The organism is Marinobacter salexigens (assembly GCF_018860765.1).
Classification (GTDB): domain Bacteria; phylum Pseudomonadota; class Gammaproteobacteria; order Pseudomonadales; family Oleiphilaceae; genus Marinobacter; species Marinobacter salexigens_A.
On record NZ_JAHKPV010000021.1, the window covers coordinates 460,549 to 475,549 of the forward strand.

Below are 15,001 nucleotides of genomic sequence, written 5' to 3' on the forward strand. Positions count from 1 at the left end.
GCTGTTGATACAAACCATTAAAAAAGGGGCGTTCCCGCCCCTTTTTTAAATTTCTTTAAGTCACTAGCCACTTTTAAGTGGAGCCTGATCAATCATCCGGCACTGCTTTGGCATGATCGTTGTTGGCGTATATCTTAAACGGTTCTGAATCGCCCTTGATCACGCTTTCATCAATCACCACCTTGGAGATGTCGTGCTCCGAAGGAATTTGATACATCGTATCCAGCAGCGTGGCTTCCATGATGGAACGAAGGCCACGAGCACCAGTTTTGCGTTCCAGTGCCTTGCCAGCAACTGCGCGCAGTGCGTCGTCCCGGAAGTCAAGTTCCACACCTTCCATATCAAACAGCTTCTGGTACTGCTTAGTTAGGGAGTTTTTCGGCTCTGTCAGGATCTGCACAAGGGCATCTTCATCCAACTCCATCAGAGTAGCAACGACCGGCAAACGCCCAACAAACTCGGGGATCAAACCGTACTTAACCAGATCTTCGGTCTCGACATCCTTGATCACATCACCCGTATTTTTGCTTTCTTCCCGACTGGCAACTGCTGCCGAGAAGCCAATGCTGCTCTTTTCAGTCCGGTCACGGATAACCTTGTCAAGCCCTGCAAACGCACCGCCACAGATAAATAGCATATTGCCAGTATCAACCTGCAGAAACTCTTGCTGCGGATGCTTGCGTCCGCCCTGAGGCGGCACAGATGCAACTGTACCTTCAATGAGCTTCAGCAGCGCCTGCTGCACACCCTCACCCGAAACATCCCGGGTGATGGATGGGTTATCAGATTTGCGCGAAATCTTATCGATCTCGTCAATGTACACAATGCCGCGCTGGGCTTTGTCTACATCGTAATCACATTTCTGGAGCAGCTTCTGGATGATATTCTCAACATCCTCACCCACATAGCCGGCTTCTGTAAGCGTTGTAGCATCTGCGATGGTAAAGGGTACATTGAGCATACGCGCGAGTGTTTCAGCGAGCAGCGTTTTACCGCTACCAGTCGGCCCAATCAGCAGGATATTACTCTTGCCAAGCTCGACATCGCCCTTGCCTTCACCATAGCGGAGGCGCTTGTAGTGGTTATAAACCGCTACTGCGAGTACAACTTTGGCACGATCCTGACCAATGACATATTCATCCAGCGTGTTGCGGATTTCAGCCGGCGTCGGAAGGCGATCACTCGGCTCCTCCTGTGCATTCTCCTGAATTTCTTCGCGGATGATATCGTTGCACAGGTCGACACACTCGTCGCAGATGAACACCGAAGGCCCTGCAATGAGCTTACGGACTTCATGCTGGCTCTTTCCACAAAACGAGCAGTAGAGCAACTTGCCGTTATCGTCGCCTCTGCCGTTTCTTTCATCTGCCATTGAAATACCTCTGATCTCGTTTTGCCAGCGTTTTAGATAGTCGGGCGCTGGCCAGGGGTGATGCTATTACTACCAGTATTATTTATTCGGCACGCGCTTATCAAGTATCGAGTCAATAAGCCCGTACTCTTTAGCCTGCGTCGGATCCATAAAATTGTCGCGATCCGTATCTTTTGCAAGCGTTTCCAAATCCTGACCGGTGTGATGGGCCAGTATGGAATTCAGCGTATGCCGGATTTTAAGAATTTCACGGGTATGAATTTCAATATCAGTTGCCTGCCCCTGATAACCACCCAAAGGCTGGTGAATCATAACCCGCGAGTTAGGCAAGCAAGCACGCTTACCAGGCGCACCGCCAGCCAAAAGGAAGGCTCCCATGCTAGCCGCTTGGCCAACACACAGAGTTGAGACGTCCGGCTTGATGAACTGCATGGTGTCGTAAATGGACATACCAGCTGTTACAGACCCACCCGGGCTATTGATGTAGAGGTGGATATCTTTATCCGGATTTTCAGACTCCAAAAACAGAAGCTGAGCCACGATCAGGTTCGCCATGTGATCTTCCACCTGCCCAACCATGAAGATCACCCGCTCCTTGAGCAGACGGGAATAAATATCAAACGAACGCTCTCCACGAGCGGTCTGCTCAATAACCATCGGCACCAGAGCGGATCTGGTAAGCATTGCGGGATCATCAATCGGTTTCTGCATCATGATGCGCCTGAACTCCTTATGGACAGATGGAACGTGGTTTCACACCACGGCTACTTCAGTATTCTTGTACTGTGCCAGTCGCAAGCCAAGATGAAAACAGCCGGACATGCCGGCTGTTAGCTCTGTTCGGCCAGCCCGGGCCAAAAGTATATCTGACCCTGACACCAACGCTTCGCCTTATCAGCGCTGGGGCTGTCCTGCCTGAATGGCTTCTTCGTATTTAACTTTCTTCTCTTTGACCTTAGCCTGAGAGAGAACATAGTCAACAACCTGATCTTCCAGTACAGAAGACTCAATCTGGCTTTTTTGCTCCGGGTTACCGTTGAAATGAGCAATCACCTCGTCAGGTTGTTCATACGTTGACGCAATTTCTTGGATCTTTTCATCAACCTTGGCAGCATCAACTTTCAGATCGTTTGCCTTAACAACTTCCTGGAACAACAGGCCGGTCTTCACGCGACGGTCAGCTTGCTCCTGAAAAATTTCCTTGGGTAGCTGCTGAAAGTCTACTTGTCCGCCAAAGCGCTGAACTGCGTCCTGACGAAGGCGATCAATTTCCTGATCTGTCAGTGCAGCAGGAACCTCGAACTCAGTTGATTCAAGAAGACCGTCTACAACGTCATTTTTAACCTTGTTAGATACAGCCTGCTTGAGCTCACGCTCCATGTTCTTTTTCACTTCTTCACGGAACGCAGCTTCGTCTTCTGCCTCAATACCGAACTTGGTGAAGAACTCGGCATTTAATTCAGGCAGCTGAGGCTCTTCAACTTCGTGAATTTTGATTTCAAACTTCGCTGGCTTACCTTTGAGGTCTTCGTTGTGATAGTCCTCTGGGAAGGTCACTTCGATTTCCAGCTCTTCACCGGCCTTGCCACCAACAATCGCTTTTTCAAAACCTGGAATCATTTGATCCGAACCCAGAGTCAGCTTGTGGCCTTCTGCAGCGCCGCCTTCGAATTCTTCACCATCAATGAAGCCTTTAAAGTCGATGGTCAGCACGTCCTTGTTCTTGGACTTGCGCTTCACAGATTTCATGGTGGCCTGCTGACGACGCAGGTTATCGATCATGGTGTCGATATCCTTGTCGGTGATCTCAGAAGTCAGCTTCTCGATAGAGACTTTGCTCAGATCGCCCAATTCAATTTCAGGAAGCACTTCGAAGATGGCAACAAATTCCAGATCTTTGCCGGCTTCCATTGTTTTGGGCTCAAGCTTTGGCCAACCCGCCGGATTAATATCCTGCTCCTGCAGTGCCTTAATGTAATTGTCGCGCATAATTTCGCCGACAATTTCCTGGCGAACACTGTCACCGAAACGACGCTTGACCACGCTCATGGGCACCTTACCAGGGCGGAAACCATTCAGACGCACAGTGCGCGCAGTTTCCTGCAGGCGTTTCTGAACCGCCTGATCAATTTCCTGGGCGGGCACACCAATCGTCATGCGACGCTCGATGTTGGAGGTCGTTTCAACAGACACTTGCATGGAAGATCCTCAAATTTCGGGTTCGGTATGTGAATGAAATTAAAACCAAAAGTCCGTTTCTGGGAGGCTTTCCCGGAAAGGACCCAAAATTAAAAGCCGACAGTTTATCACGGTTTACCCCAGCGAGAGAATCACCTACCAAGGTAGTTTCAGAGTTCGTGATAACAGCGACACACTCTGTGAGCAGGAGTTTGGGGCAAAAACTGAAAAACAAAGGGGTACCGGGGCAAACTGAAAAGAAAAAAGGCTCTTAGATCGTCTCTAAGAGCCTTTTAAAAATGGTCGGGTTGGGGAGAATCGAACTCCCACTCCTCTCGGAACCAGAACCTAAATCTGGCGCGTCTACCAATTTCGCCACAACCCGGATTTTTAATAAAAGTGGGGTGGACGAAGGGGATCGAACCCTCGACCGCAGGAGTCACAATCCTGAGCTCTACCAACTGAGCTACGTCCACCACATAGAGACATACCTTTCGGTATAATCCGACAGCTTTTCAAAGCTGCTGTTCAACTTATTTAACACCAAAACGTCAGTGCTAAATCAGCTTCGATCAAGCCGACGCTTTAATGGCGCGCCCGGCAGGACTCGAACCTGCGACCCTCGGCTTAGAAGGCCGATGCTCTATCCAGCTGAGCTACGGGCGCTTGACCGTTGGCCTAGCTGAACATTCAGAAAATGGTCGGGGTAGAGAGATTCGAACTCCCGACATCCTGCTCCCAAAGCAGGCGCGCTACCAGACTGCGCTATACCCCGTTTAAACTGAACAATATCTGCATCAGCAAAGTTGGCGCGCATATTACCGTCGCCAAATCGATCCGTCAACAAAGAAAATCAAATTCTCTCTTAAATCAGTTATTTTAAACTCGACCGCCCCGCAAACCGCGGCTTTAGCCCAACGCTCCACCAATTGGAGTTAAGCGACAAGCGTGAGACAATGATGCCCCTTTTATTTACCCATGCCAACTGACAAGACGAAACATGAGCGCCAAACTGATCAATGGAAAAGAAATTGCCGCCGCAGTGCGACAGCAAGTCGCTGCCGGCGTAGAAGCACGTGCCCGCAAAGGCCTGCGCGCGCCGGGCCTAGCTGTAGTACTAGTGGGAAACGATCCAGCTTCCGAAGTCTATGTAGGTAATAAACGCAAAGCGTGTAACGCCGCAGGCATTCTTTCACTGTCCTACGACCTGCCTGCAGACACCTCGCAGCAAGCGTTAGAAGCTCTGGTCGATGAACTGAATGACAATCCTGCGGTTGATGGAATACTGGTACAGCTTCCATTACCCAACCATCTGGATGCAGACCCGATCTTACTGAAAATTCGACCAGATAAAGATGTGGATGGCTTCCATCCCTACAACATAGGGCGCCTAGTCCAGCGTAAGCCTGCACTCAGGCCATGCACACCGGCTGGCGTGATCACCCTACTCGATAGCATCGATACCCCCTACAAAGGGCAGCACGCAGTGATTGTAGGCGCATCCAATATTGTCGGCCGCCCTATGACCATGGAATTACTGCTCAAAGGTGCAACCACCACAGTGTGCCACCGCTTCACACCGGATTTAGAAAAGTTTGTCCGTGAAGCCGACATTTTGATTGCTGCGGTAGGCAAACCCGGCTTGATTAAAGGCGACTGGGTGAAGCCTGGCGCAACTGTGATTGATGTGGGTATAAATCGTATGGAAAACGGCAAACTACAAGGGGACGTGGACTTCACAGCTGCCTCGACCCGAGCAGCATACATCACACCCGTGCCGGGTGGCGTAGGCCCCATGACGATTGCCACCCTCCTACAAAACACCCTGTACGCAGCAAACGAACTGCACAACGAGTGATGATTCAGCGCCCTCAACCTTCCCCCCTTGAATAAAAACTAAAAAACCCGCCAAAGCGGGTTTTTTAGTATCAGCTAATTATTACTGGCCAAACTTCTCTTTCGCTTTGAGGCGATAAGCGTGCAGCAGCGGCTCAGTGTAGCCACTTGGTTGCTCGCGACCCTTTAAAACCAAATCCATAGCGGCCTGAAACGCAATACTGTCAGCAAAGCTGGGCGCCATAGCCCGGTAGCTTGGATCGTTGGCGTTCTGCTTATCCACAACCTTCGCCATACGCTTCATGGTTTCTTCAACCTGAGCTTCGGTGCAAATACCGTGGTGCAGCCAGTTAGCCAGATGCTGTGAGGAAATACGCAGGGTTGCGCGATCTTCCATCAGGCCAATATCGTTGATATCGGGCACCTTGGAGCAACCCACACCGCTATCAATCCAGCGCACAACGTAACCCAGAATACCCTGAGCGTTGTTATCCAGCTCCTGCTGGATGTCTGCCTCTGTCAGCTTGGAAGGATCCTCCATCACCGGCACAGTGAGAATATCGTCCAGACTCGCGCGGGCGCGGCTTTCCAGATCTTTCTGAATATCGGCCACAGACACTTGGTGATAATGCGTAGCATGCAGAGTGGCCGCCGTTGGCGAGGGCACCCACGCTGTATTGGCACCTGCTTTCGGGTGGCCAATTTTCTGCTCAAGCATCCCTGCCATCAAATCCGGCATGGCCCACATCCCTTTACCAATCTGGGCAACGCCACGGAAGCCGGTTTCCAGACCAATGTCGACGTTCCACTGCTCGTAAGCGCCAATCCAAGCCGCCTGCTTCATTTCACCTTTGCGAATGAACGGACCGAGCTCCATGGACGTGTGCATTTCATCACCGGTACGATCCAAGAAGCCGGTATTGATGAATACAGCACGATCCTTAGCTGCGTGAATACAAGCCTTTAGGTTCACCGTCGTGCGACGCTCTTCGTCCATAATGCCAACTTTTAGCGTAAAGCGCGGCAGACCAAGGGCATCTTCAACACGACCAAAGAACTCGTTGGTAAACGCCACTTCTTCCGGGCCGTGCATTTTTGGCTTAACAATATAAACGGAACCTGTAGCGCTGTTCTGGAACTTACCATCGCCCTTCAGGTCATGAATGGCAATCAGTGACGTTATAAGACCATCCATCAGGCCCTCGGGCACTTCGCTGCCATCTTTCAGCAGGATAGCGGGGTTGGTCATCAAGTGGCCCACGTTACGAACAAACATAAGGCTGCGGCCTTTCAGTTTGATCTCGCTACCCTCAGCTGCAGTGTACTCGCGATCCGGATTCATTTTACGGGTCAGGCGCTCGCCACCTTTCTCGAACGTTTCTTCAAGATTGCCTTTCATTAGGCCGAGCCAGTTGCTGTAAGCCAGAGTTTTGTCGTCAGCATCCACAGCGGCAACCGAATCTTCACAATCCATGATGGTGGTCAAAGCAGACTCCATCAGCACATCTTTCACGTGAGCGCCGTCGTCTTTGCCAATCGGGTGGCTGGCGTCAATCTGGATTTCGAAGTGCATGCCGTTTTTGACCAGCAGGATACCGGTAGGTGCATCAGCCGCCCCGGTGTAGCCCACAAAACCAGACTCATCATCGAGGCCAGTCACGTCACCGTTCTGCATCTTAACGGCCAGCTTACCGCCAACAACCTGATACAGCGCCGCATCTTTGTGACTACCTGCCGCCAGAGGTGCAGAGTTGTCCAGCAAGTTGCGGGCAAACTCAATTACCTTGGCACCACGAACCGGGTTATAACCACGACCCTTCTCAGCACCTTCTTCTTCAGAAATCGCATCAGTACCGTAAAGTGCATCGTAGAGACTACCCCAACGGGCGTTTGCCGCGTTCAATGCAAAACGGGCATTCATGATGGGCACAACCAATTGCGGCCCGGCCATGGTGGCAACTTCCGGATCAACATTCGCTGTAGAAATACGGAAATCCGCTGGCTCGTCGACCAAGTAGCCGATTTCTTTCAGGAAGGACTTATAGGCAGCCATATCCAGCTTCTGGCCCTTATGGTCACAATTCCAGCTATCCATTTTTTCCTGAATGGCATCACGCTTGGCCAGCAACTCACGATTGCGCGGCGCCAGATCGTTTACGATCTTGTCAAATTCCGCCCAGAATTTTTCAGCATCCAGCCCAGTACCCGGAATTGCTTCGTTAGTTACGAAGTCATACAAGTTCTTTGCGACCTGAATGCCGCCGAGTTGTACGCGCTCTGTCATCGTTAATTAGCCTCAGTGGGTTAGCCTTGTCCCGATGACAACTCCGCCATCGGGCTCGAAAAATCGAAGGCCGCATTATACGGGATTTTCCCTATAAGGTCATTTCCCTGACTACAACACGACCTTGGTATCAACCTTAGCTCCGCCGCCAACTTGTCCCTTCACGAGAGTCGTCCAGAATAATGCCCTGCTCGGCAAGCTCATCGCGTATGCGATCAGCGCCCGCAAAGTCTTTGGCTTTCCGGGCGTCCGCACGCGCCTGAATCTTCGCCTCAATGTCTGCCGCTGTAAGCTCGCCACCGGCATCCGCCTGAAAAAACGCATCAGGATTTTGCTGCAAAATCCCAAGAACATCGCCAAGCCTGACCATTACTCTGGCCGCTTGCCTTGCTTCATCTTCACGACCTTCGCGGCGGTGTTGATTTATGTCATTGGCAAGGCCGTGCAAAACGGAAATGGCACCCGGGCAGTTAAAGTCATCGTTCATTAACTCAACAAAGCGCTGGTCATGCACTGTTTCCGGCACATCTTCCGAACTCATCGGTTCTATGCCACGCAACGCATGGTAAAGCCGGGCCAATGAACGCCCCGCTTCTGCAAGATTGTCTTCGGAATAGTCGACCTGACTACGGTAGTGACTGGAAACCAAAAAGAAGCGGACGACCTCGGGCGGATAGGTTTCCAGTATTTCCCGTATAGTGAAAAAGTTACCAAGGGACTTGGACATCTTCTCCTTGTTCACACGGATGGCGCCCGCGTGCATCCAGGTATTCACAAACCTGTGCCCGGTGGCGCACTCAGACTGGGCAATTTCGTTTTCATGGTGGGGGAACATCAAGTCTGGCCCGCCACCATGAATATCAAAGGTATCACCGAGGCAGTGTGTCGACATGGCAGAGCACTCAATATGCCAACCAGGTCGACCATTACCCCAAGGCGAAGCCCAGCTCACTTCGCCTTCACCGGCTGCTTTCCACAATGCAAAATCCGCCGGGCTGCGTTTGGCTTCTTGAACATCAATGCGCGCGCCTGCCAGCAGGTCTTCGAGTTTTTTCTTGCTGAGTTTTCCGTAATCCTCAAAAGATTCTACGGAAAAGTACACATCGCCATTATCCGCCGCATAGGCATGGTCGGTTTCAATTAACGTATTGATCATGGCAATGATTTCGGCGATGTAATCCGTCGCGCGAGGCTGTACGCTTGGCGGCAGCACACCGAGTTTGACTTCGTCCTCACGCATAGCCGTGATCATACGGCCGGTCAGCTCAGTGAACGGTTCGCCGTTTTCCTCCGCGCGACGAAGAATCTTGTCGTCAATATCAGTGATATTACGCACGTAGGTCACATCGTAGCCGCGATTTCGCAAATAGCGTGTGATGACATCAAACGCCACCAACACCCGGGCGTGGCCCAGATGGCAATAATCGTAAACCGTCATTCCGCACACATACATTCGAACCTTGCCAGGCTCGATGGACTTGAAGGTTTCTTTTTGCTGGCTGAGCGTATTATAAATCCTGATCAAAGCTGGTCTCCCGAATGCTATCCCTTACTTACCCCAGGAATCCCGCAAAGTAACGGTGCGATTGAATACCGGCTTGCCGGCTTTAGCTGTTAATTCCTGATCGCAAAAGAAGTAACCTTCGCGCTCAAACTGGTAAGGTAAATCCGTTAAAGGTGCTGAGAGATTCTGCTCTACCCGCGCACCAGTCAGCACAACAAGCGACTGCGGATTAATATGATCAACAAAGTCGCCTTCTTTATCACTGTCTGGCGATTCGTGATTGAATAGGCGGTCATAGAGATTAATGTCGCAATCAACACTGTGGCTTGCAGATACCCAGTGAATAACACCGTTTGGTTTATAACCTTCCGGGTTCACGCCCAAAGTGGCTGGGTCGTATTCACAGCGTAACTCCACAATCTCACCGTTGGCGTCCCGCACCACTTCTTTACAGGTCATGACATAACCACCACGCAGGCGCACTGCTTTCTCCGGCGCCAAACGCTTCCACTTACGCGGGGCTTCTTCAACGAAGTCTTCCCGGTCGATGTACAGGGTCTGACTCCAGGTAACTTCTCGCTGCCCCATGTCCGGGTTCTGCGGGTGCATTGGCAGCACCAACGTTTCTGTTTTGTCAGCCGGATAATTAGTAAGCGTTACTTTTAACGGGCGCATGACACACATAGCGCGGGGGGCACGGATGTTCAGATCTTCACGGATAGCGAATTCCAGCATCCCCATATCCACGGTGCCGCCAGCCTTGTTAACCCCGATCATGTCACAGAAGGTACGCAGGGATTCCGGCGTGTAGCCCCGGCGGCGCATACCGGAAATGGTGGGCATGCGAGGGTCGTTCCAGCCATCAACCAAACCTTCATCCACCAGACGTTTGAGTTTGCGCTTACTCGTAATGGTGTAGTTCAGATTCAGGCGAGCAAACTCTATCTGCCGCGGCTGGCAAGGAGCGGTAATATTTTCCAACACCCAATCATAAAGGGGGCGATGATCTTCAAACTCCAGCGTGCATAGGGAGTGAGTAACTCCTTCCATGGCATCGGAAATGGGATGGGTGAAATCGTACATCGGGTAGATGCACCACTTATCGCCCGTCTGGTGATGTTCGGCATAGCGAATGCGGTAAAGAATGGGGTCGCGCATATTAATGTTGGGGGACGCCATATCAATTTTCGCCCGCAACACCAGCTCGCCGTTCTGAAATTTTCCGTCACGCATATCGCGGAAAAGTGACAGGCTTTCCTCAACAGGTCGATCGCGGTAAGGGCTGTTTTTGCCTGGCTCTGTTAGGGAGCCACGGTACTCCGCCATTTCTTCCGCAGATAGTGCACACACATAGGCCTTGCCCTTTTCAATCAATTCCTCGGCAAAGTAATAGATGGAATCAAAATAATCGGAGGCATAATGTACATCGCCGTCCCAGGTATAACCCAGCCATTCAACGTCTTGCTTGATGGCATCGATATACTCCTGACTCTCTTTCTCCGGATTGGTGTCGTCAAACCGCAGATTGCACACACCGGAAAACGTCTGTGCAATACCAAAGTTAAGGCAGATGGATTTCGCATGACCAATGTGCAGGTAACCATTGGGCTCAGGCGGGAAGCGGGTCACAACCTGACCGGTATGCTCGCCTTTGGTAACGGCGTCTTCAATCAGGCTCTGAATAAAGTTATGGGCTTTCTTCGGCTCGGCGCTCATACAATCTCTGTTAAAAGAAGTGGGTCGTAAACCGGCTATTATACTCACAAATTGGGACCGGACTCATGCATCACCGGAAACTCTTGAGTACAATACCGGCTTTAACTGATTCTAACCCTACGAACAGGAAACCCTGATGATTCTGCTGACAACCAATCACGGCGATATCAAGCTCGAACTGGATTACGAAAAAGCACCTGAAACCGCCAAGAATTTTGAGCAGTATGTCCGTGACGGATTTTATGACGGCCTAATTTTCCATCGAGTTATCAGCAACTTCATGATTCAGGGCGGTGGTTTTGAGCCCGGCATGACCGCACGCAAAACCCGTGAGCCTATCAAGAACGAAGCCGATAACGGCCTGAGCAACATGAAAGGCACCGTTGCCATGGCGCGCACCATGGACCCTCACTCCGCCTCGGCTCAGTTCTTTATTAACGTAGAGAACAATGGATTCCTAGATCACACCGCAAAAAATGCAGAAGGCTGGGGCTACTGCGTGTTCGGCAAGGTCGTGGAAGGTATGGAAACGGTTAACGCCATCCGGGCTGTACGTACCACCATGGATGCAGGCCATCAAGACGTGCCCTACGAAGCGGTGGTGATTGAAAAAGCCAGTGTTGTAGAGGACGGAGGCGCAGCGTGACCACGCTGTTTATTTCCGATCTACATCTGGAAGAGTCACGCCCCGACATCACAGAGGCGTTTCTTGGTTTTCTCGAAAGCAAGGCTCATGGCGCCGAGCAGCTATACATACTTGGCGATTTCTTTGAAGCCTGGATAGGAGATGATGAGCGCACCCCCCTGCAAGACCAAGCTGCTGTCGCACTGCGCACGCTGAGCGATAACGGCACACACGTTTTCCTGATGCATGGCAATCGGGATTTTCTGCTCGGCGAGGATTTCTGTTCCCGAGCGGGCGCCACCTTGCTGGATGACCCTACGCTCATCGATCTCTACGGCACCCCTACCCTGCTAATGCACGGTGACAGCCTTTGCACGGCCGACGTGGAATACCAGAAATTTCGCGCAAAAATGCGTAACCCGCAAATGCAAAAGATGATTTTGTCTCGTCCTCTTGAAGACCGCCAGCAAATGGCACGGCAGCTGCGGGAAATGAGCATGGTATCCAATCAGGGCAAGCAAGAAGACATTATGGACGTGACGCCTGAAGAAGTGGTTCGGGTCATGGAATCCCATAACGTGCCGCAACTGATTCACGGGCACACCCACAGACCTGCCGAACACGCTCTGGAAGTAAATCGACAACCGGCAAAACGGATTGTTCTGGGCGACTGGGACAAACATATCTGGTGGCTTGTTGCGCAGCCCGGACAACCACCTGAGCTGAAAAAGGCGCCTCTTACAAGCTCCTGAGGCGCCTGCCTATTGATATAGAGGCGTTAACCACAGCCGCCCACAAAGAGGAGCTCAGAACATGAAGCAACGCCCCACACGTTACACAGTTCTGGAAAGATGTCTGGTCGGCTTTTATCTACTCTGTCTTCTGGCACTGCCCGCCTGGGCTGAAAACAATGAGAACTCCGTGCCACCTGAAGAGTCCCGGCCAGCTGTGCAACCTGAGCTGGAAGCTGACATGGAGACACCCCCGGAAATCACACTGCCGGACGTGGTCAGCTCAGACATTCTCGACCAAGTACGCGCGCTGGAGTCTTCCCTCGCGCAGCGTCAGGTCGCCGTAGGTGAGAGCCAGAAGCGGTTAACCTACGCCGAATCCATTCTCACCCGGCTGCAAGATGAATATAAAAGCTTTGAGCTTAGATTGGAGAAAGCCGGGCTCAATTTGACTGCCAGCTATGCCAAACTGCTAAAACAGAGACTCGAGCGCCTACAACGACAAAGCATTGCCAGCGATCTAACTGAAGACATAGAGAACAAGCTTGCGTCGGCAAGAGAAGAACAACTAAAACTGGAAGAGTTTGAGGCCATTGCCGAACCGGGCGACAATACCGACGGTCGACGACAAACCCGCCGCTCAGAATTGCTGCGCGAACTGCACAAGGCTGTCACCCAACACATTGATGTACTGAACGAATACTACAGCACTGTAACGGCTCTTCAGGATCAGGTTCAGGAATATAAGAAACTTCTGCAGCAGCGCCTGTTCTGGCTGCCTAGCGCTGCGGCTGTCAGTACCGAAACACCAGGCCAGCTTTACCGATCTGCCGAATGGTTTGCCTCCGAACTGCACGTCGGTGCCCTGAGTGACACGATCGCCCGATCGTGGGAGGAGCGTTATACCAGCATAACACTTGTAGCCCTGCTTTTTCTGGTTCTGCTCATAAAGCAGAGGGCCATCGCGGATGATCTGCTCGAAAATAGTCGCTACATTGGCAATGTGGGTCATGACCGCGTAGCGTTCACCATACAGGCTCTAATTAACAGTTTCTTACTCGCATTACCCGGTGTGCTTGTATTTTCTTTGGCCGCTCTGCTACTAATGGAGGGCAACCAGTTTTTCTCTGCTCTTTCAAAAGGGCTGACAGCGGCTGGCTTCATCATGCTTTTACTAGCCTTTATCCGCAACGTGGCCCGCAAGCACGGTCTTGGTGAAAGCCACTTCCACTGGAACCCCAACTCCCTGCTGGTTATCCGCCGGGAAATCCCCCTGCTGATGGCTTTCGTGTTGCCGGTGACCATCATAACCACATCCACAAGCTCAACACCCGAAGGGACGCAATTCGACGACAATCTGGGTCGCCTGCTGTTCACTCTAGTTTCCATCGCGCTGGCGGTATTTGCGCAACGCATCATGAAAGCTGTGAGAGCCTACAAAAGCCAACACGGCTTTCTACTGTTTTTGCACATTATTGCCGTAACCACTCCCCTTGTTCTGGCTATTGCATCGCTGTTTGGCTACCACTACACCGCTCTGGAACTTGAACGGAACCTGTTCATCTCCATTTGCTGGCTGGCCTTCACATCGCTGCTCTACTATCTGGGTTTGAGGGCGCTGTCAGTTCGTGAACGCCGCCTGACCCTCGACATTCTTCGAGAACAGCGCGCAGCAGAGCAGAAAGCTGCTAAAAACCGGGAAGCCGACAACACAACCGACGAGAACATTCTGCCTTCACTGGACATGCCAGAGATGAACCTCAAGGACATCAGCCACCAGAGCACTTCACTGCTGGGCATAGTAATAGCCGCACTGGCCATCACTGGTTTAACAATGCTTTGGGCCGATGTTTTCCCGGCGCTTCAGCTATTCGACAACATCACACTGTGGACCATCGCCACCGACCTGCAGGGTGGAGACCCACTTCCTATCACCCTCGCTGACGTTCTGTTGGCTATTTTGATTGCCACAGGAACCATGCTCGCAGCCCGTGATCTCCCCGGCACCCTTGAAGTGACTATACTGAGCCGGTTAAATCTGGAGCCGGGCACCGGCTATGCAATAAAAACCCTCACAAGCTACTTGCTGGTATTTGCGGGCGTGGTTGCTTGTCTGGCAGTAGCGGGGGTTCAGTGGTCGAAACTGCAATGGCTAATTGCTGCACTGGGTGTTGGCCTTGGTTTCGGGCTTCAGGAAATTGTCGCTAACTTTGTCTCGGGCGTCATTCTTCTATTTGAACGCCCTATCCGAGTAGGTGACATGGTGACTATTGATGGCATAACCGGAACGGTCGCTCGCATACGAATTCGAGCCACAACACTGGTCGACTGGGATAGAAAAGAACAGATTATTCCCAACAAAACCTTTGTTACTCAGGATCTGACCAACTGGACTTTATCTGATCCGATTACGCGGGTTATCCTGCGTGTGGGCGTCGCCTATGGGTCGGACGTAAACAAAGCTCAGGAAGTTCTGATCGGCGTTGCCAGCGCGAATGAAAGAGTAGTGGACGACCCGGCCCCAGAGGTATTCTGTGTGGGTCTAGGGGACAGCAGCATCGATTTCGAGCTATGGGTTTACATCAAAGACCTGGAGGACATGATGCCCCTGTCCCACGAAATCCACGCATCCATAACACATGCGCTCAACGAAGCGGGCATTGAAATTCCCTTCCCGCAGCAGGACATTCATGTGCGTAACCTACCCGAGGTTCCCAAGGCGCCCCAAAGTAGCCACGCAACCTGAGAAAAGAAT

Annotated in this window: 10 protein-coding genes and 4 tRNA genes; 4 read left to right on the plus strand and 10 right to left on the minus strand. The window is 51.7% G+C overall.

The window, feature by feature from the left end; translation table 11 throughout:
• Positions 1-88 precede the first annotated feature (88 nt).
• The 7 genes from clpX to KO508_RS15775 form a co-directional block, all read right to left on the minus strand.
• Positions 89-1,372: an ATP-dependent Clp protease ATP-binding subunit ClpX gene (gene clpX / locus KO508_RS15745; protein WP_216009243.1), complete on the minus strand. Its 1,284-nt coding sequence runs from the start codon at positions 1,370-1,372 to the stop codon at positions 89-91.
• Positions 1,373-1,450: 78 nt separating this feature from the next.
• Positions 1,451-2,086 carry an ATP-dependent Clp endopeptidase proteolytic subunit ClpP gene (gene clpP / locus KO508_RS15750; RefSeq protein ID WP_216009244.1) on the minus strand — a complete coding sequence of 212 codons (636 nt, stop codon included), beginning with the start codon at positions 2,084-2,086 and terminating at the stop codon, positions 1,451-1,453.
• 180 nt (positions 2,087-2,266) lie between these two features.
• Positions 2,267-3,571 carry a trigger factor gene (gene tig, locus KO508_RS15755; RefSeq protein ID WP_216009245.1) on the minus strand — a complete coding sequence of 435 codons (1,305 nt, stop codon included), beginning with the start codon at positions 3,569-3,571 and terminating at the stop codon, positions 2,267-2,269.
• 279 nt (positions 3,572-3,850) lie between these two features.
• Positions 3,851-3,935 (minus strand) — tRNA-Leu (locus KO508_RS15760).
• Positions 3,936-3,950: 15 nt separating this feature from the next.
• A tRNA-His gene (locus KO508_RS15765) sits at positions 3,951-4,026 on the minus strand.
• A 113-nt stretch (positions 4,027-4,139) separates the two neighbouring features.
• A tRNA-Arg gene (locus tag KO508_RS15770) sits at positions 4,140-4,216 on the minus strand.
• 32 nt (positions 4,217-4,248) lie between these two features.
• Positions 4,249-4,325: transfer RNA gene (locus KO508_RS15775), tRNA-Pro, on the minus strand.
• 225 nt (positions 4,326-4,550) lie between these two features.
• Between KO508_RS15775 and folD the strand changes: the two genes are divergently transcribed.
• Positions 4,551-5,408, plus strand: a complete 858-nt coding sequence (folD, locus tag KO508_RS15780; RefSeq protein ID WP_216009246.1) for a bifunctional methylenetetrahydrofolate dehydrogenase/methenyltetrahydrofolate cyclohydrolase FolD — start codon at positions 4,551-4,553, stop codon at positions 5,406-5,408.
• 81 nt (positions 5,409-5,489) lie between these two features.
• On the opposite strand, the gene KO508_RS15785 is transcribed toward folD, so the two are convergent.
• The 3 genes from KO508_RS15785 to KO508_RS15795 all read right to left on the minus strand — a co-directional run bounded on the left by KO508_RS15785 (position 5,490) and on the right by KO508_RS15795 (position 10,890).
• Positions 5,490-7,670, minus strand: coding sequence for a malate synthase G (locus KO508_RS15785; RefSeq protein ID WP_216009247.1), 2,181 nt, complete (start codon positions 7,668-7,670; stop codon positions 5,490-5,492).
• A 136-nt stretch (positions 7,671-7,806) separates the two neighbouring features.
• Positions 7,807-9,195, minus strand: coding sequence for a cysteine--tRNA ligase (cysS, locus tag KO508_RS15790; protein WP_216009248.1), 1,389 nt, complete (start codon positions 9,193-9,195; stop codon positions 7,807-7,809).
• 24 nt (positions 9,196-9,219) lie between these two features.
• The gene (locus KO508_RS15795) at positions 9,220-10,890 is read right to left on the minus strand and encodes a glutamine--tRNA ligase/YqeY domain fusion protein (protein ID WP_216009249.1); all 1,671 of its coding nucleotides are present in this window, start codon (positions 10,888-10,890) and stop codon (positions 9,220-9,222) included.
• Positions 10,891-11,026: 136 nt separating this feature from the next.
• Here KO508_RS15795 and KO508_RS15800 point away from each other — a divergent pair, with 136 nt between their 5' ends.
• The 3 genes from KO508_RS15800 to KO508_RS15810 all read left to right on the plus strand — a co-directional run bounded on the left by KO508_RS15800 (position 11,027) and on the right by KO508_RS15810 (position 14,992).
• Entirely contained in the window at positions 11,027-11,536 is a 510-nt protein-coding gene (locus KO508_RS15800; RefSeq protein ID WP_216009250.1) for a peptidylprolyl isomerase, read from the plus strand.
• Positions 11,533-12,267, plus strand: coding sequence for a UDP-2,3-diacylglucosamine diphosphatase (locus KO508_RS15805; RefSeq protein WP_216009251.1), 735 nt, complete (start codon positions 11,533-11,535; stop codon positions 12,265-12,267). The genes KO508_RS15800 and KO508_RS15805 overlap by 4 nt, the downstream gene beginning before the upstream one ends.
• Positions 12,268-12,328: 61 nt before the next feature.
• On the plus strand, positions 12,329-14,992 hold the full coding sequence (locus KO508_RS15810; protein ID WP_216009252.1) for a mechanosensitive ion channel domain-containing protein: 2,664 nt from the start codon (positions 12,329-12,331) through the stop codon (positions 14,990-14,992).
• Positions 14,993-15,001: the final 9 nt, after the last annotated feature.